This is a genomic window from Acinetobacter sp. S54 (assembly GCF_016624945.1).
Taxonomy (GTDB): domain Bacteria; phylum Pseudomonadota; class Gammaproteobacteria; order Pseudomonadales; family Moraxellaceae; genus Acinetobacter.
In genome coordinates this window covers 222,194-243,288 of sequence record NZ_JACVUI010000002.1, presented here as the reverse complement: position 1 = coordinate 243,288, position 21,095 = coordinate 222,194, and the positions used below count along the sequence as shown (strand labels likewise).

Annotated in this window: 15 protein-coding genes; 4 read left to right on the top strand and 11 right to left on the bottom strand. The window is 37.1% G+C overall.

Annotation, left to right across the window (positions count from 1 at the left end; translation table 11 throughout):
* Window positions 1–43: 43 nt before the first annotated feature.
* The 4 genes from IAE20_RS04115 to ahcY form a co-directional block, all read right to left on the bottom strand.
* A complete protein-coding gene (locus IAE20_RS04115) occupies window positions 44–2,902 on the bottom strand; it encodes a putative bifunctional diguanylate cyclase/phosphodiesterase (RefSeq protein ID WP_200459602.1) in 2,859 nt (952 codons plus the stop codon).
* 148 nt (window positions 2,903–3,050) lie between these two features.
* Window positions 3,051–3,776 carry a 16S rRNA (uracil(1498)-N(3))-methyltransferase gene (locus IAE20_RS04110; protein WP_200459601.1) on the bottom strand — a complete coding sequence of 242 codons (726 nt, stop codon included), beginning with the start codon at window positions 3,774–3,776 and terminating at the stop codon, window positions 3,051–3,053.
* Between the two features lie 23 nt (window positions 3,777–3,799).
* Entirely contained in the window at window positions 3,800–4,636 is an 837-nt protein-coding gene (gene metF, locus IAE20_RS04105) for a methylenetetrahydrofolate reductase [NAD(P)H] (protein ID WP_200481187.1), read from the bottom strand.
* A gap of 72 nt (window positions 4,637–4,708) precedes the next feature.
* Window positions 4,709–6,091 (bottom strand): adenosylhomocysteinase, encoded by a 1,383-nt coding sequence (gene ahcY / locus IAE20_RS04100; protein WP_200459599.1) that lies wholly within the window; start codon window positions 6,089–6,091, stop codon window positions 4,709–4,711.
* A 221-nt stretch (window positions 6,092–6,312) separates the two neighbouring features.
* Between ahcY and IAE20_RS04095 the strand changes: the two genes are divergently transcribed.
* The 3 genes from IAE20_RS04095 to IAE20_RS04085 all read left to right on the top strand — a co-directional run bounded on the left by IAE20_RS04095 (window position 6,313) and on the right by IAE20_RS04085 (window position 10,074).
* Window positions 6,313–6,855, top strand: coding sequence for a cysteine peptidase family C39 domain-containing protein (locus IAE20_RS04095; RefSeq protein ID WP_200481186.1), 543 nt, complete (start codon window positions 6,313–6,315; stop codon window positions 6,853–6,855).
* Between the two features lie 107 nt (window positions 6,856–6,962).
* Window positions 6,963–7,916, top strand: a complete 954-nt coding sequence (locus IAE20_RS04090) for a DUF4424 family protein (protein ID WP_227610777.1) — start codon at window positions 6,963–6,965, stop codon at window positions 7,914–7,916.
* Between the two features lie 211 nt (window positions 7,917–8,127).
* Window positions 8,128–10,074: an oleate hydratase gene (locus tag IAE20_RS04085; protein ID WP_200481184.1), complete on the top strand. Its 1,947-nt coding sequence runs from the start codon at window positions 8,128–8,130 to the stop codon at window positions 10,072–10,074.
* A 56-nt stretch (window positions 10,075–10,130) separates the two neighbouring features.
* On the opposite strand, the gene proP is transcribed toward IAE20_RS04085, so the two are convergent.
* Complete coding sequence (gene proP, locus IAE20_RS04080) at window positions 10,131–11,612, bottom strand: glycine betaine/L-proline transporter ProP (RefSeq protein WP_200459596.1); 1,482 nt, start codon at window positions 11,610–11,612, stop codon at window positions 10,131–10,133.
* Between the two features lie 538 nt (window positions 11,613–12,150).
* Here proP and IAE20_RS04075 point away from each other — a divergent pair.
* Window positions 12,151–13,203 carry a diguanylate cyclase gene (locus IAE20_RS04075; RefSeq protein WP_200481183.1) on the top strand — a complete coding sequence of 351 codons (1,053 nt, stop codon included), beginning with the start codon at window positions 12,151–12,153 and terminating at the stop codon, window positions 13,201–13,203.
* 32 nt (window positions 13,204–13,235) lie between these two features.
* Here the strand turns inward: IAE20_RS04075 and IAE20_RS04070 are convergent, their stop codons facing one another.
* From IAE20_RS04070 to IAE20_RS04045, 6 genes are all read right to left on the bottom strand, one after another.
* Window positions 13,236–13,625 (bottom strand): carboxymuconolactone decarboxylase family protein, encoded by a 390-nt coding sequence (locus IAE20_RS04070; RefSeq protein WP_200459594.1) that lies wholly within the window; start codon window positions 13,623–13,625, stop codon window positions 13,236–13,238.
* 67 nt (window positions 13,626–13,692) lie between these two features.
* Entirely contained in the window at window positions 13,693–16,191 is a 2,499-nt protein-coding gene (locus tag IAE20_RS04065) for an acyl-CoA dehydrogenase (protein ID WP_200459593.1), read from the bottom strand.
* A 406-nt stretch (window positions 16,192–16,597) separates the two neighbouring features.
* Window positions 16,598–17,500 (bottom strand): aromatic amino acid DMT transporter YddG, encoded by a 903-nt coding sequence (gene yddG / locus IAE20_RS04060; RefSeq protein WP_200481182.1) that lies wholly within the window; start codon window positions 17,498–17,500, stop codon window positions 16,598–16,600.
* Between the two features lie 200 nt (window positions 17,501–17,700).
* Entirely contained in the window at window positions 17,701–18,417 is a 717-nt protein-coding gene (gene trmB / locus IAE20_RS04055) for a tRNA (guanosine(46)-N7)-methyltransferase TrmB (RefSeq protein ID WP_200459850.1), read from the bottom strand.
* A 98-nt stretch (window positions 18,418–18,515) separates the two neighbouring features.
* Window positions 18,516–20,441, bottom strand: a complete 1,926-nt coding sequence (locus tag IAE20_RS04050; RefSeq protein ID WP_200481181.1) for an ATP-binding protein — start codon at window positions 20,439–20,441, stop codon at window positions 18,516–18,518.
* Window positions 20,387–21,094 (bottom strand): response regulator, encoded by a 708-nt coding sequence (locus tag IAE20_RS04045; RefSeq protein WP_200481180.1) that lies wholly within the window; start codon window positions 21,092–21,094, stop codon window positions 20,387–20,389. The genes IAE20_RS04050 and IAE20_RS04045 overlap by 55 nt, the downstream gene beginning before the upstream one ends.
* Window position 21,095 lies beyond the last annotated feature (1 nt).

Here is a 21,095-nt window from a genome sequence, read left to right as displayed (position 1 = left end):
TCAATTTGCTTTAAACGCGTTGTCGTTAAAATTGCTTCAATGGCTAATCGACAAATTTATGCGTTTTTAAAAATTCAGTGCTATCTATTGGATTTAGGGGTTTAGAAAATAAAAAACCCTGTAAAATGTCACATTTCTGCTGGTTTAAGAAGTCTGCTTGTTCTTGTGTTTCAACACCTTCCGCAACCAAAGTCAAATTCATGGCTTTGCCCATAGCAATCATGGCGCTGACAATAGCTTCTTGTTTTGGGTTACCTATTTTGGAAATAAAAGTACGATCAATTTTTAAAATGTCAATTGGATATTCGGTCAGATAGGCAAGAGAAGAATAACCCGTTCCAAAGTCATCGAGTGAAATAAGAATGTCCCTTTGTTTAATTTCCTGTAGCATTTCCTGAACAATTTCAGAACTATCCATGAGCGAAGATTCAGTAATTTCCAGTTCTAATTTATTACCACTAATCTGATAAAATTTCATGGCATCATCCAGATCATTGAGAAGTTGGCCTCGATGAATTTGCTGGGCGACTACATTGACGGAGACACAGATGTTTTCAAATCCAAGATCTTGCCAAATACGGATTTGTTTGGCGGTTTCCATAATGACAAATCGACCAATATCAGAAATTAAGCTCGTTTCTTGCGCAATTGGGATAAATAGATCTGGTCCAATTAAACCGCGGGTAGGATGACTCCAGCGAGCTAATGCTTCAAATCCATAAATATTATGGCTTTGTGCACAAACTTTGGGCTGGTAATAAACCACCAGTTCATTGTTTTTGATGGCGTTTCTCAATTCACGTTCAATATTGACCCCTTGAGTTAATAAAGCTGATTTTTCTGGTGAATAATAACAAACGGTATTACCTCCTAAGCGTTTTGCATCATTTAATGCTTGCTCAGCATGATTGTTCAAACTGTCAATTTGACGTCCATGTTCAGGATAATAGGCGACACCCATTGAAACTGTAATGACAAAGTCTTGACATTGAATCTGGAAAGGTTCCAGAAAACTTTCAAAAATACGTGCGCAATGCTGCTCTATAGAAGGGCGAATATGTGAAATTTCATAAAGGATCGCAAAGTCATCACCGTTTAAGTGAGCAACCAGCAGTGCTTCAGGTGTAGTCAAACGCAAGCGTTGCGCGACTTTTTTTAATAATTCATCGCCTCCATTGTTGGTCAAAAACTCGTTTAATGTTCTAAACCGGTCAATATTGAAACGAATTACCGCAAATTGTTTAATAGGATCTTTTTGACTTACTAAATACTGATGAAGCTGATAGTTATAGTAAAAACGGTTGGGGAGATCGGTTAAGGTATCGTAATTTTCCAAATAAGATAAACGTTGTTCTTGACGTTTGCGTTCAGTTTGATCGGAGACAATCCCGATATAATTGATGATTTGATCATTATCATTTTTTACAGCGTTGATATGCGTCCAGATAGAGACTTCTTTACCAGAGAGAAAGCTTTCGTTTAATTCACCATCGAACTCGCCTTTTTGTAAAAGCTGTTTGGTGATATTTAAATGCATATTTTTTTGTTGAAATTTATCATTTTGCGTAATATCAAATAAATGCTTACCCAACATTTCGTGTTTATTAAATCCTGTTAGATGTTCATAACAAGGATTGGCATCAACGTAACATAGGTTCTCATCCAGAACGAAGATGCCTTCAGCAGCTTGCTGAACCACACTTGCAGCAAGTTTTAAACGATCCTGATCTTTTTTCTCTTGACTAATGTCTCGGCGAATTCCCACCATGCGCAAAGGAATATTGCTTTGAGCATGACGTAAAACCACTTGCCCTACTTCTTGAACCCAATACCAATGATCATCATGCTGAATCCGCATAGTCACATCAAAACGGTGCGTATAACCACGTAAATGTCGATATAGTGCTCTTTTTACAAGAAATAAATCGTCAGGATGCACGATATTCTCAAGATATTGCTGATGTGATTTCCAATCTTTGGTGATTTTATCTTGTTCGGGTGTCGTAAGTTCTATTTTTCGGTGTTCAATATCCCAGTGCCAAGGCCGAATACCTGCAATTTCATGAGCCAATCTTAAATTTTGAGCGTTGTTTTCTAATCTTTCATTCATTTTTTCAATATCATAAGTTCGTTCTTTGACTTTTTGTTCAAGAAGCTGATTATGTAATTGCAATTGCAGCTCAATTTCTTTGGACTTATCCATTTCAACTTGGAGTTGTTGATAAAGTTCATCTGTCCATTTAACTTGTTGTTCGGCATTTTGTTTCAGTTCTTTATTTTTGAAAAATAAAATCGACATTCGCCTTTTATTACGATGGGAGGCGAATGCGCTAAAAATGAAAATGATCAGAATAAAATTATATGCGACATAAAAAAGCGTGTAATTACCTTGGGGATGAGTAAATTGTGAAATAAATAGAGGCAATACCGTGGGTATAAAAACCAGAAAAAAATGACGTAAAGATTGAGTGAGATAGGTAAGACAGATAATCCCTGTAATAATGTACAAGACTGAACTTAAGGTTAAAACATGGGGAGCAGAAATGGGTGGGGTGAGCTGAGTTAGGTTATAATTAATCAGTACAATACCTGTACCAATGATTGAGCCACTACCTAAACAAAATAATTGCATCCAAAGTTTGGCGGTTTTGAGGCTATAATTATTTTCTTTGAAATAAAACTCAGTAATGCACCAGCAACCTAAAAAAAATAAACTACCAATTGCAATCCATGTATTGAACCAAAAAGAAGAAATTGGGCTATAAAATAAACGATATAATAGATAGTCAAAAATACATAATAAAAATAGATTGAGTAATAAAGCTTTACTATGTCTGATTGAGCTTTTGATATGAGCCGTATCGACGTGATCGTACAATTCAGTTTCTTGTATTTCAGACATATAAATATGATCCGGTTAATGTTTATACAGCAATAAGTAAATGCAAAAATAAAATCAGAAAGCTTTTTTAATGTTAATGAGCGTGTTTGTTAATATCGTTTTACGTTGTCATACCTGACATGGAAAATCAATATTTGTTTCGACTAAATTAGTCAGCTTTTGACAAAAAATGATAATTCAAAATAGAAAGAGCAACGATAGGTGCGGTTTCAGTACGTAGAACTCTTTCGCCTATACACCAACTTTTAAAGTTATTCTCATTTGCAGCTTGAATTTCAATTTCGCTCAAGCCTCCTTCTGGACCAATCAATAAGGCCAAATGATCATGGCTATTTTGCAGAACATTTTCTTGATTTTTGTTTGGTGCTAAAACAAAACGTGAGGGAGGTAATGTGGACTGAAACCACTCATTTAAAGAAATAGGGGCAATAATCTCTGGAACTCGATTCATGCCGCATTGTTCACATGCTGCGATTGCGACAGATTGCCAATGGTCAATTTTCTTCTGATCACGCTCATATTTAAGGCGCATTTCACAACGTTCGCTAGTCAAAAGTTGAATTTTGGTTACGCCAAGCTCAGTTGCTTTTTGGATCGCATAATCCATGCGGTCACCCTTGCTCATGACTTGGCCTAAAACCACCTGAAAAGGTGGCGTTCGATCAATGGGATCAAAAAACTCAACCGTAACAAACGCATTTTTTTTATTGATTTCAGTGAGTGTTACAACATATTCACCACCTTTTCCATTGAAAAAGATGGCTTGTTCTTGCTCTTTTGCACGAAGCACACGTACCCAATGATGAAATACTGGTTCGGTTAGTTCAATGGTATGACCAGTATTTAATTCGGTTTCGATATAAAAGCGATTCATGTTTGGGTAAGGCTCATACAAATTTAGTTTAAACCAAGATCAACAACAAGTTGTCGAGTTGGTTCAATTTGGTTCATTGAATAAAAGTGTAAAGTTGGCGCACCGCCAGCGATTAAACGTTCACAAAGTTTGACAATAACTTCGTGACCAAATGCTTTAATACTTGCACTGTCATCACCATAGGCAGCAAGTTGTTTACGAATCCAGCGAGGAATTTCTGCGCCTGTACCATCCGCAAAGCGAATTAAATTACTGGCATTGGTAATCGGCATAATCCCAGGTGCAATTGGTATATGAATGCCTTCTTTTTCTAAACGTTCAATAAAGTAGAAATACGCATCTGGATTGAAGAAAAATTGGGTAATTCCTGAGTTTGCGCCTGCATTTACTTTTTCAATAAAGCGTTTGATGTCAGCATCAAAAGTTTCTGCTTGTGGATGCATTTCAGGATAGGCTGCTACCTCAATGTGGAAGTGATCACCTGAATGTTCACGAATAAAACGGACTAAGTCTTGCGCATAAGGTAACTCACCTAGCCCAACTTGACCTGAAGGCAAATCACCACGTAATGCTACGATCCGGCTAATACCTTGTGATTTATACAAATCTAATAGTTCAGCAATACGGCTTTTGTCATCACCAATACATGAAAGATGGGGTACAACTGGTGTACCCTTGCCATTAAAATCATGAATAGCAGCTAAAGTGCGTTCACGAGTAGAACCACCAGCGCCATACGTAATCGAGAAAAATTCTGGATTCAGTCGTTGGAGCTCTTGATGAACATTTTTTAACTTTTCTGCACCAGCATCAGTCTTTGGTGGGAAAAATTCAAAAGAAATAGGAACACGTTTCGTCATTTCAAATCCTTTTTAAAGCGCTTGGAAAATTTTAGAAAAAGGGCAGTCCATAAATCGTCTGCCCCAATTTTCTTAGTATTTATAAGCGTCAGATTTGAATGGACCTTCAACAGCAACACCCAAGTAATCTGCTTGTACTTGAGTAAGTTGTGTCAATACACCACCAAAGCCCAAAACCATTGCAGCAGCAACTTCTTCATCTAATTTTTTAGGAAGAACTTCTACGCGAATCGCAGCTTGTTTTTGGTCAGCAGGCAAGTCAGCAAATTTTTCAGCAAATAAATGCATTTGACCTAAAACCTGGTTTGCGAAAGAACCATCCATGACACGGGATGGATGACCAGTTGCATTTCCGAGGTTAACTAGACGACCTTCTGAAAGCAGGATCAAGTAGTTATTTTCATCTTCTGAACGATACACTTGATGTACTTGAGGTTTTACTTCAACCCATTTGTAACCACGTAAATAGGCGGTATCAATTTCGGTATCAAAGTGACCAATATTACAAACCACTGCGCCTGCTTTTAAACTGTCTAACATCGCAGAATCACATACGTGATAGTTACCAGTTGTGGTCACAACGAGGTCAGTATTGCCAAGTAAGTCGTGATTGATATCTTCTTTTTTACCTGTTTGTACGCCATTTTTGTATGGAGAAACAACTTCATAGCCATCCATACATGCTTGCATCGCACAAATCGGATCAACTTCAGTCACGCGAACGATCATGCCTTCTTGACGTAACGATTGTGCAGAACCTTTACCTACGTCACCATACCCGATTACAAGCGCACGGCGACCAGAAAGCAGCATGTCAGTTGCACGTTTGATTGCATCGTTCAATGAATGACGGCAACCATATTTATTGTCATTTTTTGACTTGGTGATCGAATCATTAACATTAATTGCAGGCACTTTAAGAGAACCATCTTTCCACATTTCTAAAAGACGTTGTACGCCTGTGGTAGTTTCTTCAGTAATTCCATGAATTTTTTCTAAAAGTGCAGGGTATTTGTCGTGAACAAGTGCAGTTAAATCACCGCCGTCATCCAGAATCATGTTGGCATCCCATGGCTTGCCATTCACGTTGATCTGTTGCTCTAAACACCAAACATATTCTTCTTCTGTTTCGCCTTTCCACGCGAAAACAGGAACACCGCTTGCAGCAATTGCAGCAGCAGCGTGGTCTTGAGTAGAGAAAATGTTACAAGAAGTCCAGCGAACTTCAGCCCCGAGTTCAACCAGAGTTTCAATTAAAACCGCAGTCTGGATTGTCATGTGGATACAACCCAAGATTTTTGCGCCTGCAAGTGGTTTAGCGGCTGAATAACGTTTACGTAAACCAATCAAAGCTGGCATTTCAGCTTCAGCTAGTTTGATTTCTTTACGGCCGTAGTCAGCAAGAGAAATATCAGCAACTTTATAATCTGTAAATGAAGCATTAACCGCGTTCATCACGATCTCCTTTTAAAAAAACAAATATTGATCATTCAGTTCGCGGATGCCGTTGTTCTGCGAAGCATTGCTTCTTACGTCGAGCCTAGCGATTTCACATTTATATGCCTGTGAAAAAGTCGCAGCATCCCTCGACTAGTGCGCTATTGTACTGATAAATTGTTACAGTGCCAACGCTGTTTTGTGTATGATTCGCATAAATATAAAACGAGTCCAGAGCTATGGCATTAGAAATTCCAGAGTCTTTATTAAACCTTGAAGCCAATTGCGGAATTTTTGCACTATGGATGTTATTTCAACATCATGGGATTGAAATAGATATCGCAGAATTGGTGCAAGCGACTCAGCATGATGAGGAAAATGGAACTTTTACTATTGCCTTGGCTGTTGCCTTAAAAAGATTTGGTTTTGATGTGTCTTTCTATACAGATCCTGATCCTTATATTGATCCAAATGAGCGTTTAATTTATCAACAAACTGAAACTCTTCATATTCCTATTGATGCAGCGTTAAGCTATTCAGATATACAAAATGCAATTGAAAATGGTCAAATGGCAATAGTGTCTTATGACACGCTGGATGGGGTAGGTAATCAGTCATTGGTCTATTCAATAGATGAACAGGAAATTTGTTTTTTTGACAGTTTTGATCCTATGCCTGTCGCTGTATTTGAACAACAGCGGAATGCAGAAGGGATTTGCCGACAAGTTATTTTGATTAATGACCGCGATATACAACCGATCCACTCTACAAAAATTAGTTAAACTTTAGAAACTATATAATAAAATTTTGTTATATTTTTTTTAGAATAGTTCTAAGATAAATACTGGCATTATTAAAATAAAATAGAGGGCAAGTTGTGTTAAAGAAAATGCTGAGTTTTGCACTCATAAATCTATTTACATCTTCTGTTTTATATGCCAATGATTCAACTGGATATATAGCGACTGGTGGGGTGGAATATATTAAAAACCCCAATATTAGTATGCAGAAAGAAGATCTTTTTATTAGTAAGCAACAAATCCGCGTAGATTATGATTTTAAAAATTTGACCAATCGTAATATTTCAGAAAATGTATTATTTCCTTTGCCGAAAGTTGGAAGTTCACGCGAAAGTGATTTTGCACATACTGAAGCATTAATTAAAAGTTTTAAAGTCAGGGTAAATCAGAAACCTATTGATTTTTCTATACATGTTCGTGCTTTTTTACTTCCTTTAAATCAAAAGGGTGAGCTGGATTGGAAAAAAGCTTCTGTGGATGTCACTCAAGAGTTAAAAAAATGTGGTTTTAGTGATCAAGAGCTGATGAATCCCTGGACGCAAAAGATCAGTGAAGAGCTAATCAGCCAACGTATTTTTCAGTGCAAACAGCCCCGTGTGCAGAAATTATTAAAGCCTTATCATCAAGGCGATACAATTTATTGGGAAGCACAAATCATTTATAGTTGGCAGCAATTGTTCAGGGCCAACAGTGTGACTCATGTTCAGCATCAATATCAACCCTTGGTCGGTGGCTCAGTTTATTTGGATGACGAGATTGCAAAAGATCACTGCGTTAATCAGAGTTTTAAAAATGCTTTAGATAAAACGGAAAACCCACATCCACCTTATATGGGCCTGAGTTATATTGTAAAAACAGGAGCGAATTGGGCAAAACCTATCGAAAATTTTAATATGATTATTGAGCGAAATAAAAATGAATTAGTTTCGCTGTGCTGGAAAGGAAAAATAAAGAAATTAAATGCAACACAGTTTAAATTTTCAGAAAATAATTTCATGCCATCGCAAGATATAAATATAATTTTTGTTCCATTATTGAGATAAAAAATTACTTATTTTTGATGCTCTTATATTATTAATAAATATAGTTGTAAAAAGTATTTTTAGTTATTAAATCAGACCTAAATGCTTGGATTTAAAAACCTGATCGCTATACAAAGTTTATACAGAATAGCGCAGAAAATAATAGCGTCTATGAGCATACTCATAAGTTCTTAAATAATATGTTCCTGATAATAAATCCGAAGAGGAAATCATGAGTAAAATTACGTCTAAATTTGATAAAGTTCTCAATACATCAAAATTTTATGGAAACATGGTTCACGAACCAGATTCGAGTACAGAAACTTATCAAAACTCTCCCGATGTAACGACACCGCCTGCGGATTACGTGGGTAATTACCAAAGAAATCGAGGAATCGGTGCAGAAATATATAAAAACAGTAAAATTTATATTATCGGAAGTGGAATTGCAGGGCTGTCCGCTGCGTATTACTTTATCCGAGATGGGCAAATACCTGCTTCAAATATTGTATTTTTAGATCAGCTTGGTGTAGAAGGCGGATCCTTAGATGGTGCTGGTAACGCACAAGATGGTTTTATTATTCGTGGCGGTCGTGAGATGGAGTTCGCTTACGAGAATATCTGGAATATTTTTCAGGATATTCCCGCATTGGAGCTGCCTGAACCATTTAGCGTATTAGATGAATATCGATTATTAAATGATAACGATCCAAATTTTTCCAAAGCACGCTTGATTCATCAACAGGGAAAAATTCAGGACTTTAGTCGGTTTGGCTTATCCAAAAAAGATCAACTGGCTATTGTAAAATTACTTATGACAAAAAAAGAAGAACTGGATGATATTACGATTGAAGAATATTTCAGTACTGAGTTTTTAGCGTCAAATTTCTGGACACTTTGGCGCACTATGTTTGCTTTTGAAAACTGGCATAGTTTACTTGAATGTAAACTTTATATGCATCGCTTTTTGCATCAGTTTGATGGTTTTAAAGAAATGACGGCATTGTTGTTCCCTAAATACAATCAGCACGATACGTTTGTTAAACCCCTAGAGCAGTTTTTAAAGAAAAAAGGTGTCACTATTCAACTCAAAACTTTGGTCAAAGATGTCGAGTTTGAACAAAAAGAACAAGACAAGATTGCAAAAACTTTATTCATTGAACAAGAGGGGAAAGAGAAAAAAATTAGTCTGAGTGAAAATGATTTTGTGGTTATTACGACAGGCTCAATGACAGAAGATACCGCATATGGCAATAACACCGCTGCGGCAGTGAGTAAAATTGATAATAGCAGCAGTGGACAAAGTGCGGGGTGGTTACTCTGGAAAAACCTTGCGCAGAAATCTCCAGTTTTTGGTAAGCCTGAAAAATTTTGTAGCAACATTGAAAAGTCTTCATGGCTTTCAGTGACGCTGACTTGTAAGCCATCAGTTTTTGTGGAAAAACTTAAGCAATATTCCGTGAATGATCCCTATTCAGGCAAAACAGTTACAGGGGGAATTATTACGATTACAGATTCAAACTGGTTGATGAGTTTCACCTGTAATCGTCAACCGCATTTCTCTGAACAGCCTGATGATGTACTGGTACTGTGGGTGTATGCGTTATTTATGGATAAGCAAGGCAATTATGTCAAAAAAACCATGCCAGAATGTACAGGTAATGAAATATTGACCGAGTTGTGTTATCACCTAGGAATTCTCGATCAAATCGACCATGTAATTGACAATACAATTACCCGTATTGCCTTTATGCCTTACATTACTTCAATGTTTATGCCGCGTGCTAAAGGAGATCGTCCACGTGTGGTGCCAGAGGGATATAGAAACTTGGCGCTTGTTGGGCAATTTGTTGAAACCAATAATGACGTGGTTTTTACTATTGAAAGTTCAGCTCGAACAGGACGTTTAGCAGTTTACAAACTTCTTAATATTGATAAACAAGTGCCTGATCTTTCACCTTTGCAATATGATATTCGCCATTTAATTAAAGGCGCTAAAACGCTAAATGATGGCGGCCCCTTTCCTGGTGAACGATTGCTTAGACATGTATTGAAGGGAACTTATTACGAACATATTTTGCCAAAAGACATCGAGCAACCTGAGACTGAATCATTTCTTTCCGAACAGTTTGGTCACTTTAAAGATTGGATCAGTTCTATAAAAGATAAAGTAAAATAATTTTAGAACCAACAAGCCCTCAGGATGAAGGGGCTTGTTTTTGAGGTAGAGTGAAGTTAATCAATATCAGGATGTTGTTTGGCTAAGTGATCCCTTTTTTCCTGAAGCTCTTCGATTTTCTGGTCAATTTGTTCAATTCTTTGTTCAATATTATCGTGATATTGTTCCAACAATTCTTCGGCTTCTTCAGGATTAACTGCCATTGGCGTTGCACCTTTGAGCGGTAAATTGGCTGTTTCTTTCAAATAAATAGCAGTAATGATTCCAAATACACCACATAACATTAAATAATAGGCAGGAATCATAATATTTTGCGTAGTTTCAACCAAAGTTGCGGTAACTGTCGGCGTTAAGCCTGCGATCACCACTGAAATATTAAAAGCAATAGCTAGAGCACTATAACGAATCTCGGTTGGAAACAATGCGGGAAGAGTCGATGCCATAACACCAATTAACATATTAAGCGAAAGTGCTAAAATTAAAAGACCTAGAAAAATTAAATAAACATTATTGGTATCGAGTAAAAGAAATGCAGGATAAGAAAACAGAACCAATGCGATACTGCCTGCAAATATAAAGGGACGACGACCAATTCTGTCGCTGAACATGCCAACAAAAGGCTGAACAAATAACATTCCGACCATGACTGCAATAATGATTAATACACCATGATCTTCTGAATAGCCTAAGTTATGCGAAAAATAGCTCGGTAGATACGTGAGCAACATGTAATAAGTAACATTGGTGCAAATGACCAAGCCAACACAGACCAGCAGGCTGCGTTTATGTTGAGCCAGAATTTGCCTGAATCCAATTTTCTTGGGTTTCTTGATCTGCGATTGATTTTCAGTATGGGCCTGAAAAGTTGGAGTTTCATCAAGTGAATGACGTAAATACAGCCCAATTAAACCCAAGGGTAAAGCCAGATAAAAAGGAATTCTCCAACCCCATTCCATAAATGTGGTTTCACCTACTGAAAAGCTAATTAAAGAGACAATACCTGCACCTACCACAAACCCCAAGATAGAACCAAAATCCAGCCAGCTTCCCATAAAGCCGCGTTTACGGTCAGGTGAATACTCCGCAACGAAAATGGCTGCACCTGCATATTCACCTCCCACAGAAAAGCCTTGTGCGATTTTAACAATCAACAACAAGATGGGGGCCCAAATACCAATACTGTCGTAAGAGGGGATTAATCCAATACCAAAAGTACTGACTGACATAATAATAATCGTAATGGCCAGCACTTTTTGCCGTCCATATTTATCACCTAAGCGACCAAAAAATAAGCCACCTAATGGCCTGAAAATAAATGGAATTGAAAAGGTCGCTAGTGCAGCAATCATCTGTACACTAGGCGATGAATTTGGGAAAAAAACTTTCCCAAGCACATACGCTACATATCCATAAACACCAAAATCAAACCATTCAATTGCGTTGCCTAAGGCAGCGGCTTTAATCGCTTTTTTGGTCTTATCATAATCAACAATTTCAACATCATCTATTTCAAGAGGCTTTATTTTTCTTTTGGACATAAGGGGCTTATTTCCTGTAACAACTAAATTTTATGGTTTCAATAGAAATATAAAATCAAGTTGTATTTAACAATGAATGAAGTTTAACTTTTCAATAAACGGCTTAAGTTATACCCAAAATTCTAATGAATTAAAGATACATACTCTTAAAATGATTAAATATCAGTTAATTATAATTTTAGATTGATCTTGGATTTTATGTGTTGAATGATCATGAATAAAATGTTGTAACTTTGCTGTGTTTATGTAATTAAATTCTATATTTAGAATTTTTCTGAATAGGGTCTTTTGATCGTATGTGGTTAATTATTATTTTTTATTATGATGATTCAAATGCCATAAATAGAAGAAATGTGATAGCTGTTATTTTTGGATATAAATAAAATTATTTTGAATCGAATATATTTAAAGAAATTGGTATATAAGTACATTATATTCGGAATAAAATATCGATAGAATTATCTGGATCAAGATGAAGCACCATTGATTGGCAGCTTATTAATAGGCTATTTGTTTATGATTGTTCAGAAAGCGGCTAATGACCTATATAAAAACCGATGAAACGATACTACTTGAGCGTAGCAAACGGTATGTTTATCGTATTTTTTTGATGCGGCAAACAGGAACAATATTGTGCTTTTTGTCTATCGCTTCGGTCCTACACTATTTAAATTCTCCTTTTTTTGTATATATTTTGCTTGGTATAAATGCATTTTGTTGGCCTGTAGTTGCCTATTTTTATGCAAAAAAGACAATTGATACAGTGAAAACCACCAATTTAAGTTTGGTGGTTGACGCCGCTTTAGGTGGTTTTTGGGTTGCATTGATGGCAGTTAGTCCTTTTCCTGCCTTAATTATGATCGCAATTTTAATTTCAGATCGTTATGCAGCAGGAGGGTGGGAAGTACTCAAGCCTTCTCTCGTTGCAATGTCTGTTACATTTTTAGCTGTATGGATGGCTTTAGGTTTTCCATTAAATCTGAGTTTTGATGCAGAAATGGTTTGGTTCTCATTACCTTTGGCGACAGTTTATATCATGTCTTTAAGTATGTTGACCCGAAATCTGGCAGTCCAGTTAATTAGTAAAAATCGTGAGTTTGAACGAATCGCATTGATGGATCCGCGATTGCATATTCCTAACCGACGTTTGTTTGAACAGCGCTTATCGTCAACCTTTATTCAAACCCAAAGAAATGGTACACATGCGCATCTGATGCTGTTGGATATAGATGATTTTAAACATATTAATGATACTTATGGACACGAAGCCGGTGATTATTTTCTGGCAGAAATTTCCAGTATTCTAAGGCATATGATTGGGCCTAAAGATACGCCCGCTCGCTTTGGAGGTGATGAATTAGCCATCATTGTGGTAGATCATACCAATGATGAAATTTTAATGCTTGCACAGAATATTTCAGAGAGTATCAAGAAAATTCGATTACAAAGTGCTGAACAGTTTTTTGCCAGTATTAGTATTGGAATCGCATCCGTAGAGACTGCAACAACAGTCTCCGAATGGTTTGGTTTAGCCGATAAAGCATTATATTATGTAAAACGTAATGGTCGAGACGGAATACAAATTTACTAGAAGTCTTCAAAATCTAAGTTAAAAATGGTCATTTACGTTTTACCATTTTGATATTCCTGAATGACTTCAAGTGCCGCCCGAAATGCCTCTTGAGCAGCGGGTGCACCACAATAAGGCAAACTATGTAAAAGCGTTTCCTGTATTTCTTCAACGGTACAGCCATTATTTAATGCACCGCGAACGTGTCCTTTAAGTTCTGTAGGCGCTTTAAGCGCGGTTAACATCGCTAAAGTAATGAGAGAGCGGTACTTACGTGGTAATACACCTTCACGTTGCCATGTTGAGCCCCATGCATGTTCATTAATCCAATTTTGAAGAGGTTCAGTGAAGGGAATGGTATTTTCTTGAGCGCGTTTGACAAACGATTCACCCATCACTTCTGTTCGAACCTTTAACCCGTTTTCATAATCTTGCTGTGACATGATTTTTTCCTGTGAATTGCAAAAATAAAAGCGTCCGTAGACGCTTTTATCATATTCTGTAAAGGGCTTAAAGCCTCAAATCGTTGAACGCTGCTTCGCCTGTCATAGGCATGTGTGGATTTTCCAATTCAAGATCATGATTGAGTTCCATGTCAAAAATATCGGTTAGCATGCTGTCGAAACGTTTAGCATTATAAAGAATCAAACTTTGTGCTTCTGCTTCTGTAATAAAACCAGTCGAGACAGCATCGGTGATATGTTCTTCAAAAGTTAAGCCTGTAAACTGATCTTTGGATTCAGCTTTTTTAAATTTATGCCATAGTGGTTCAATTTGTAATAGCATTTGGAAGGCTGACTCCATACGACCCGTTACATCGTTGGCATCTTGTGAATAGTACACATGTTTTTTCAGTTGAGCTCTAAACGGATTTTCCTGCATGATCAGTTCTGCAACAGCCTGTTTGAGTTCATCACTTGGTTTATTAACCGGACGCCCGAGAGGAAAACACACAAACTTAACCAATGCTGCGCCAAGTTTGATCGGGAAATTCTCAAACAACCCATAAAATGCTTCTTGCACATTATAAAGTGATTTTTCTAATGCCAATTGTGCGTGTAACTGTTCTGCTTCAGATTTTGTTCCATGAGCATAAAATTTTAAAATAGAAGTCGCAATAAAGAGATACGCATGAATATCCGCTAAACGCCCAGATAACATCTCTTTGCGTTTAATATCACCTGCCAATAGTCCTAATGACATATCTGCGGTTAAGGCCAAATTTGCACTTAAACGATTGATTATTTTGTAATAAGGCTGTGTAAAGTCATCAGAAATGACAGGCGCATCATTTGAGCCACCGCTAAAGCCATAAGCAAATGAACGAGCTCCTCGATTAAAGGTATAGCCTAAATGTTTAAACAAAATTTCATGGAACTGTTTTAATGCGCTCGGTTTATCGTCAGATTGTAATAATTGTAATTCTTCAAATAAATAAGGATGACAGCGCATTGAGCCTTGACCAAAAATCATCAATGAGCGCGTTAAAATATTTGCGCCTTCAACGGTAATCGCAACAGGAATAGCTTGATAAGAAAGTGCAAGGAAGTTACGCGGTCCAAGTTGAATCGCACGTCCTCCGACTACATCCATACCATGATTAACCACTTTGCGCATGGTTTCAGTAGCGTAATATTTGGCCATTGCAGTCATAACGGCTGGAGTACCTCCCTGATTTAGTCCACATGTGACTAAATAACGAAAAGATTCCAACATATAAGCATCGCTAGCAATATCACTGGTGGCTTCCTGCACACCTTCAAATTTACCGACAGAAAGTTTGAACTGTTCACGAACTTTAGCAAATGCACCAACAGTTAAATAAGACATTTCTCCTGCGGCTGTAGATAATGCTGGAAGTGAAATCCCACGGCCCACACCCAGACATTCCATTAACATGCGCCAGCCTTTCCCTGCATTTTTAGGGCCACCAATAATATAGTCAATTGGAATGAAAACATCACGGCCTTCAACCGTACCGTTCATAAATGGGGAACCAGGATAATGTCTTGGTCCGACTTTAACTCCCTCATGACTCGCGGGAATTAGGGCACAGGTAATACCATATTCTGTTTTGGATGTATCACCAAGCAAACCATCCGGATCATATAATTTAAATGCTAAACCCACAACCGTTGCAATTGGTGCAAGTGTAATCCAGCGTTTAGAGAAGTTCATGCGTAAACCCAGCACGTCTTGACCTTCAAACTCACCATAACAGACGACGCCTGTATCAGGGATGGCACCCGCATCAGAACCTGCTTCTGGACTGGTCAGACCAAAACATGGAATTTCGGTACCAGCGGCTAGTCCCGGTAAATAACGCTGTTTTTGTTCATCTGTCCCATAATGCATAAGTAATTCGCCTGGTCCCAAAGAGTTGGGAACCATACAACTCACAGCTGTAGTTAAAGAACGAGAGGCGATTTTACTCATGATGCGGCTCTGTGCAAACGAGGTAAATTCTTTTCCACCGTACGATTTGGGAATAATTAAACTTAAAAAACCTTTGTCTTTAATGAATTGCCATACATGTTCAGGTAAGTCTTTCGTTTGATGATGAATTTCCCATTCATCTAACATACTGCATAATTGTTCAGCTTCATTGTCAATAAAGGCTTGCTCTTCTTCAGATAACTGTGGAAATGGATACGCATTAAAAGCGTCCCAATTCGGCGCGCCCATAAATAATTCTTTTTCCCACCAGCTTGTACCAGCTTCAAGTGCTTCTTGTTCGGTGGTACTAATACTTGGCATCGAATTACCCAAGCTATTAAAAGCGGGTTTGGTTATGAGATTAAAACGTAGCGGATCAATTAACAGAATGAGACTAACAATGATCAGTGGAAGCCCTAATAATAATGACCAAGCTGTAAAAATAAAGGCAGAAGCAATCGCTACCACAATGGTCACAATACTGCCCACAGTTCGGGACAGGCTAAAATAGAAGACAGCCCAAATAGTGAATAGCTGTACCAAAATAGCAACGATAAACAGGAAAAAAGTCATGCTTACTCCTTGGGTTGTTGCATTTTAAATCAAATCAATGCGTTAAAAAGAGTGGAAAAATGTCTAACTTTTTACTTAAATCAATGACGTATTAATGCCGTTATAAGAGAAATCTTTATAAAATGAATAATTTAGTTTCTCTGTTTTAATGATCAAGCTAGAAAGTTATATTTGTTCTTCTTATAAATAGTTTATTTTTTCAACTTTTCGCATAACAGTTAGGTTATTGATTTGTCACAAAAGGTTATTGAAAATTTAAATTTTATATTTTCCGTTTTTTAACATAATTTTTTATTAAATAAATACTAAACAATGAGTTTAGTATTTATTTGTATATGGGGCATTTAATTGATAAGTTTATTCAAATTCTTTAGGTTGTCATTCTAAGATTTTAAAAAATTTAGAATCAAGTGGCTAATTCAACCTGAGGAATAGATTTTTTCCGAATCGAAAACCAGCAGATGAGTGATCCAAAGCAGACAATCGCGGCCCCATACCAAAAATATGTCGATAAATTTGAATGTAAAACCATCACAGAAAAAGTAGAGGATAGGAGAGGAGAGAAATAAGACAGCATGACTAAAACAGGCATATTGCCTTTAATAATGCCCACATTCCATGCTAGATATCCCATCGCAAAGAATAAAGCATTGATGGCAATGAAAACATAGCTATTCATTTGGGTAACATGGGGAATGTGAAAACCCTGTGTGGATAACGTGAGAATCCACAATGCTGTTGCAGTAAGTATAAAATATAAAGAAATGGCATTAGTTCCATTGCTGTGCTTTTTGGTATAGATACAATAAATCGCCCAAAGCAATGCTGCTAAAAAAATAAGTAAATAACTGACAGGATTTTTGGAAAAGCTATCAATAAAGTTAAGACTTGGATGATAATTAATAAGAATAATCCCAAGAAAACTAATGATAACGCCTAAAATAGTTAAAGAATTCACCTTTTCTTCTTTTAAAAATGCCAGTATTAAAATAATAAGGGTCGGCCAGAGACTAAAAATAATATTCATCTCAATGGATTTTTCAGAAGACTGAGCCAGTGTAATTGAAAAAGCGAAACAGGTTTCAAACACCACAAAAAGAGCACTGGAGCAAATTAAAAATGTCTTTGAAACTTGTTTAAGATCAGGCAGACCATAACTGAAATATAAGATAATCGCACTTAAAGTATAGACATAGGTCACTGTATACATTGGGCCAAATTTTTCAGTAGACAGCCGTAGCATTCCAACTAAAGTTGACCAAAGTAATAAAGCCAAAATACCTATACACGTTGCAATCTGGCGATTCATGAGATGTGCCTGATGTAAATAATGCGATCATAATTTTTTACTGATTATTTGAAAAGTGAAATTCACTTGATAAATTTTCATGAGTCAATGAGTTTTTGTGAGGCAAACTATAGAGCTTTAAAACGATGCTTATTTTTTATTCTTTTCTTGAAAAATTAAGCACCTAGCATAAGTATGTAAGTGCTTAAGAGAATTATTTTTTAATGAACTTTTTTGAAAATAAAGTCATTAATTTTATGACCTGACTCTAGACCACGACGTTCAAATTTGGTTTGAGGTCTCCAATCTGGACGAGGGTAGCTATTGCCTTTACCTGCGAGATTTTCAAGATTTTCTCTATTATCTAGTACCTCTAGCATCCAGTCAGCATAAGGTTCCCAGTCGGTAGCGGCATGGAAAGTGCCCTGAAGCTCAAGTTTTTGTTCAACCAGTTGCATACGCTCATGAATAACAAAACGGCGTTTAAAGTGGCGTTTTTTCTGCCATGGATCGGGGAAATAAAGCTGGATGCAATTAATACTATTATCTGGCATTTCACGAAGTACTTGAATCGCATCGGCATCAAGTACACGAAGGTTCGTTAGGCCAGCCATTCCCGCTTCGTATACACATTGTGCAATACCAGGTACATGCACTTCGATACCCACAAAGTTTCGTTCGGGATTAGCTTTTGCCATCAATACTAGAGAGCGTCCCATTCCAAAACCGATTTCAACAGTTAAAGGACGTTCTGGATGTTCAAAATGTTGACGAAGATCACCAACAGGATATTCCAAAATTAAGTACTGATACTGTTCCAGAGCAGTACGTTGTGACGTATTTAAAGGCGCGGAACGGCGCATAAATGTCACAATTTCACGATGTTCTGGCAAATTATCCAGTTCAGTAATCTGCGTTTCTAACTGATCAGTCGACATAATTTTGGTATGACTCAAAAATCTGAATGCCGTATTTTAAAGGCTTCATAAATGAAGTCAAACCCAATCTGGCAATTGTGCCTTGCATATTAAAACTTTTACAGTTTAACTCGAATGAGGGTCTGACCAGTCTTTGAGTAAATTTCAAAACTTCCACCAATACGATTGACCCTAACTTGCATGCTCTGTAAGCCCACATGTAGGCCTTCCTGAACCATATTCGGATCAAACCCGATACCATTATCCTGAATTTCAAGCACTAATTGCTGATAATCTTGGGATAAGCTGACCTGAACCAGAGTGGCATGACTATGTTTAATAATATTGGTTAGTGCTTCTTCTGCTACACGAGCGAGTGTAAGGCATTGCAAGGTATTGGGTTCTTTTAACCAATAATCTGGTAAATGCCATTCGGATTCAATTTCAAGTTCTTCAAAAAGTTGTACAAAACGACGTCGAATTGAAGACGCCCAAATAATCGGAGATTCTGGTACTTTTGCACCTATTGTCGATCCACTGTCGATGACCTGACGTAAGTCATTGCGTAACAATTTTAAAATCGATAAAAAATGCTGTTTATCCATATCATTGCTTTTATCCACTAAAATCATGGAACGAACCAGAGAACCACCTAAGCCATCATGCAACTCATGAGATAGATTGAGTCGTTCCTGTAGGCGCATATTTTCGATTTCAAGTTGATGTTTTTTATCTAGAGAGTTTTTTAAATCAGCCCTCACATGTTCAACTGTTTGAGCTAATGTATGATTGAATTCTTCAATATAATTAACATTTTGTGCGATACGCCAAGCCAAGATCATGGAGATAGCTAGAGCGGTTAAAGGCGCTGCAAATGGAGTAATGTAAGTTTGTTCAGTATTTTGAGTCAAAATTAGATAGACATCATGCAAACTGATTCCAACAAAGCCAAGTAGAATGAGCGCAAGAAAACGGATATCAGCTTTAGGTGTTTTATAGGCAATCCATTGATAAAAAAGGCAACAACCTAGAAATACGAGGGTCACAAATAAAAATAAAAACAGTAAGGTAAAACCTAAATATATGGAGGGAACAAAAAATAAACTAATCCCACCGATAAGACTGATAAACCATAATAAATTTTCGATCTTTTTATATTTTTTCCCAGCAAAACGCCATGTATAAATAGTGAAAGAAATCACATAACCGACCAAAAAAAGCATATTAATTTTGGCAAGTTGTAAAGTGTGAAAAAATGGATAAGTCTCCGTCGTTAAAATATTGCTGATAAAAAGCCCCCACAATAACGACGCCAAAGCAAACCAGCCAAAAGTTGAGTCTTTTCTGCGTATGAGCCAGACGAGAAAGGTAATAGTTCCCAATGTCAGGGAGATCACAAGATTAATAAAATACAGCGTTCGATGTTCAAATATATATTTTGAATTTTGTTCAATAATCGCATGTGGCGTCCCTATATAAACTTTACCTAAACCAGGACTTTGAGTCGCGATTCCTATCACTCGGATCAAAATTTCGTTTTGACCTTGTTTCAGTTCAGAATCAGGTAAAACCCAATAGCGCGGCATATTCCAGCTACGGCTTAAAGGTTCGATTAGATTTTTATCTCGCCAAATCAATTGCTTATTAAGATAAACTTCGCCCGCCATGTTGATGCTGTCAATATTTAATGCAAAAGGTTCAATTTGAGATGTAGGACAGTTTTTTGACCATAAAATACGATACCAGACTGTACCCGAATAGTTTTTCCAGCGATTTTCCCAAAAATCTGGCAATTTTACCGTTTGCCAGCTTTTTATATTATTGATATGACTGATCTGGAGGTCTGGTGAGGTTTGAGCAGATTGGATACTGATTATATTGACATGACAAGCATGATGTTTAGGAAGCAGTACCAATTCATGCAATGCAAAGGCGTAAGCTTGAGAAATACTACCGAATAGAATAAATAAAAAAGCAATACATAAACGTTTTAATCGAGCAAACCAAGTGATCGTGCAGTATCGACTGCTTTGATGCGTGTACATACTGCAAGTTTCCGATAAATATGCTTGATATGAGATTCAACTGTATAACGTGATAAGTTGATCTGATTGGCAATTTCCTTATTACTCAAACCTTGCGCAACCAGCAATAATATTTCATGTTCACGTTTTGAAAGTAAAGCGTCATCTATCTCATTTTCAATATTTTTTTTAGAGCTTGCTTCATTACTCACGGGAAGTTGTTTTAAAATTTGACGGGCAATAAAAGGGTCGATGGGGGCACCACCACGTAAAATACTGCGTATAGAAAGTGCGACTTCAATATCATCGCGTTCTTTTAATACATAGCCAGTAGCACCTGCCATCAGCGCATTCAAAATAGCGTCTTCAGTACTCCATGCAGAAATGACCAGAATAGCAATGGTGGGATCATAGTTCTTAAGCTGCTTGATAAACTCAATGCCATTTCCATCGGGTAACCCTAAATCAACCAATGCCAAGGAGGCAGAATGTTGTTCAAGTTGTTTACTTGCTTGAGCTAACGTTTGGGCAAAGATAAGATTTTCAGGTAAATAACCGATACCTAATAATATTTCTTTCAGCCTTTTTTGTATGAGTGGCTCATCTTCCACCACGATGACAGGTACAGGTAAAACCAAGTCTGGATCCAGCATTACATTACTCAAAAGATTCATG

What these genes read in the sequence shown, in the direction of transcription:
- IAE20_RS04050 (WP_200481181.1), bottom strand. Translation starts at nt 20,441, where the DNA reads ATGTACACGCATCAAAGCAGTCGATACTGCACGATCACTTGGTTTGCT.
- IAE20_RS04065 (WP_200459593.1), bottom strand. Translation starts at nt 16,191, where the DNA reads ATGACTTTTTTCCTGTTTATCGTTGCTATTTTGGTACAGCTATTCACT.
- IAE20_RS04110 (WP_200459601.1), bottom strand. Translation starts at nt 3,776, where the DNA reads ATGAATCGCTTTTATATCGAAACCGAATTAAATACTGGTCATACCATT.
- proP (WP_200459596.1), bottom strand. Translation starts at nt 11,612, where the DNA reads ATGTCCAAAAGAAAAATAAAGCCTCTTGAAATAGATGATGTTGAAATT.
- trmB (WP_200459850.1), bottom strand. Translation starts at nt 18,417, where the DNA reads ATGTCGACTGATCAGTTAGAAACGCAGATTACTGAACTGGATAATTTG.
- IAE20_RS04045 (WP_200481180.1), bottom strand. Translation starts at nt 21,094, where the DNA reads ATGAATCTTTTGAGTAATGTAATGCTGGATCCAGACTTGGTTTTACCT.
- metF (WP_200481187.1), bottom strand. Translation starts at nt 4,636, where the DNA reads ATGACGAAACGTGTTCCTATTTCTTTTGAATTTTTCCCACCAAAGACT.
- IAE20_RS04095 (WP_200481186.1), top strand. Translation starts at nt 6,313, where the DNA reads ATGGCATTAGAAATTCCAGAGTCTTTATTAAACCTTGAAGCCAATTGC.
- IAE20_RS04115 (WP_200459602.1), bottom strand. Translation starts at nt 2,902, where the DNA reads ATGTCTGAAATACAAGAAACTGAATTGTACGATCACGTCGATACGGCT.
- IAE20_RS04090 (WP_227610777.1), top strand. Translation starts at nt 6,963, where the DNA reads ATGCTGAGTTTTGCACTCATAAATCTATTTACATCTTCTGTTTTATAT.
- ahcY (WP_200459599.1), bottom strand. Translation starts at nt 6,091, where the DNA reads ATGAACGCGGTTAATGCTTCATTTACAGATTATAAAGTTGCTGATATT.
- yddG (WP_200481182.1), bottom strand. Translation starts at nt 17,500, where the DNA reads ATGAATCGCCAGATTGCAACGTGTATAGGTATTTTGGCTTTATTACTT.
- IAE20_RS04085 (WP_200481184.1), top strand. Translation starts at nt 8,128, where the DNA reads ATGAGTAAAATTACGTCTAAATTTGATAAAGTTCTCAATACATCAAAA.
- IAE20_RS04070 (WP_200459594.1), bottom strand. Translation starts at nt 13,625, where the DNA reads ATGTCACAGCAAGATTATGAAAACGGGTTAAAGGTTCGAACAGAAGTG.
- IAE20_RS04075 (WP_200481183.1), top strand. Translation starts at nt 12,151, where the DNA reads ATGACCTATATAAAAACCGATGAAACGATACTACTTGAGCGTAGCAAA.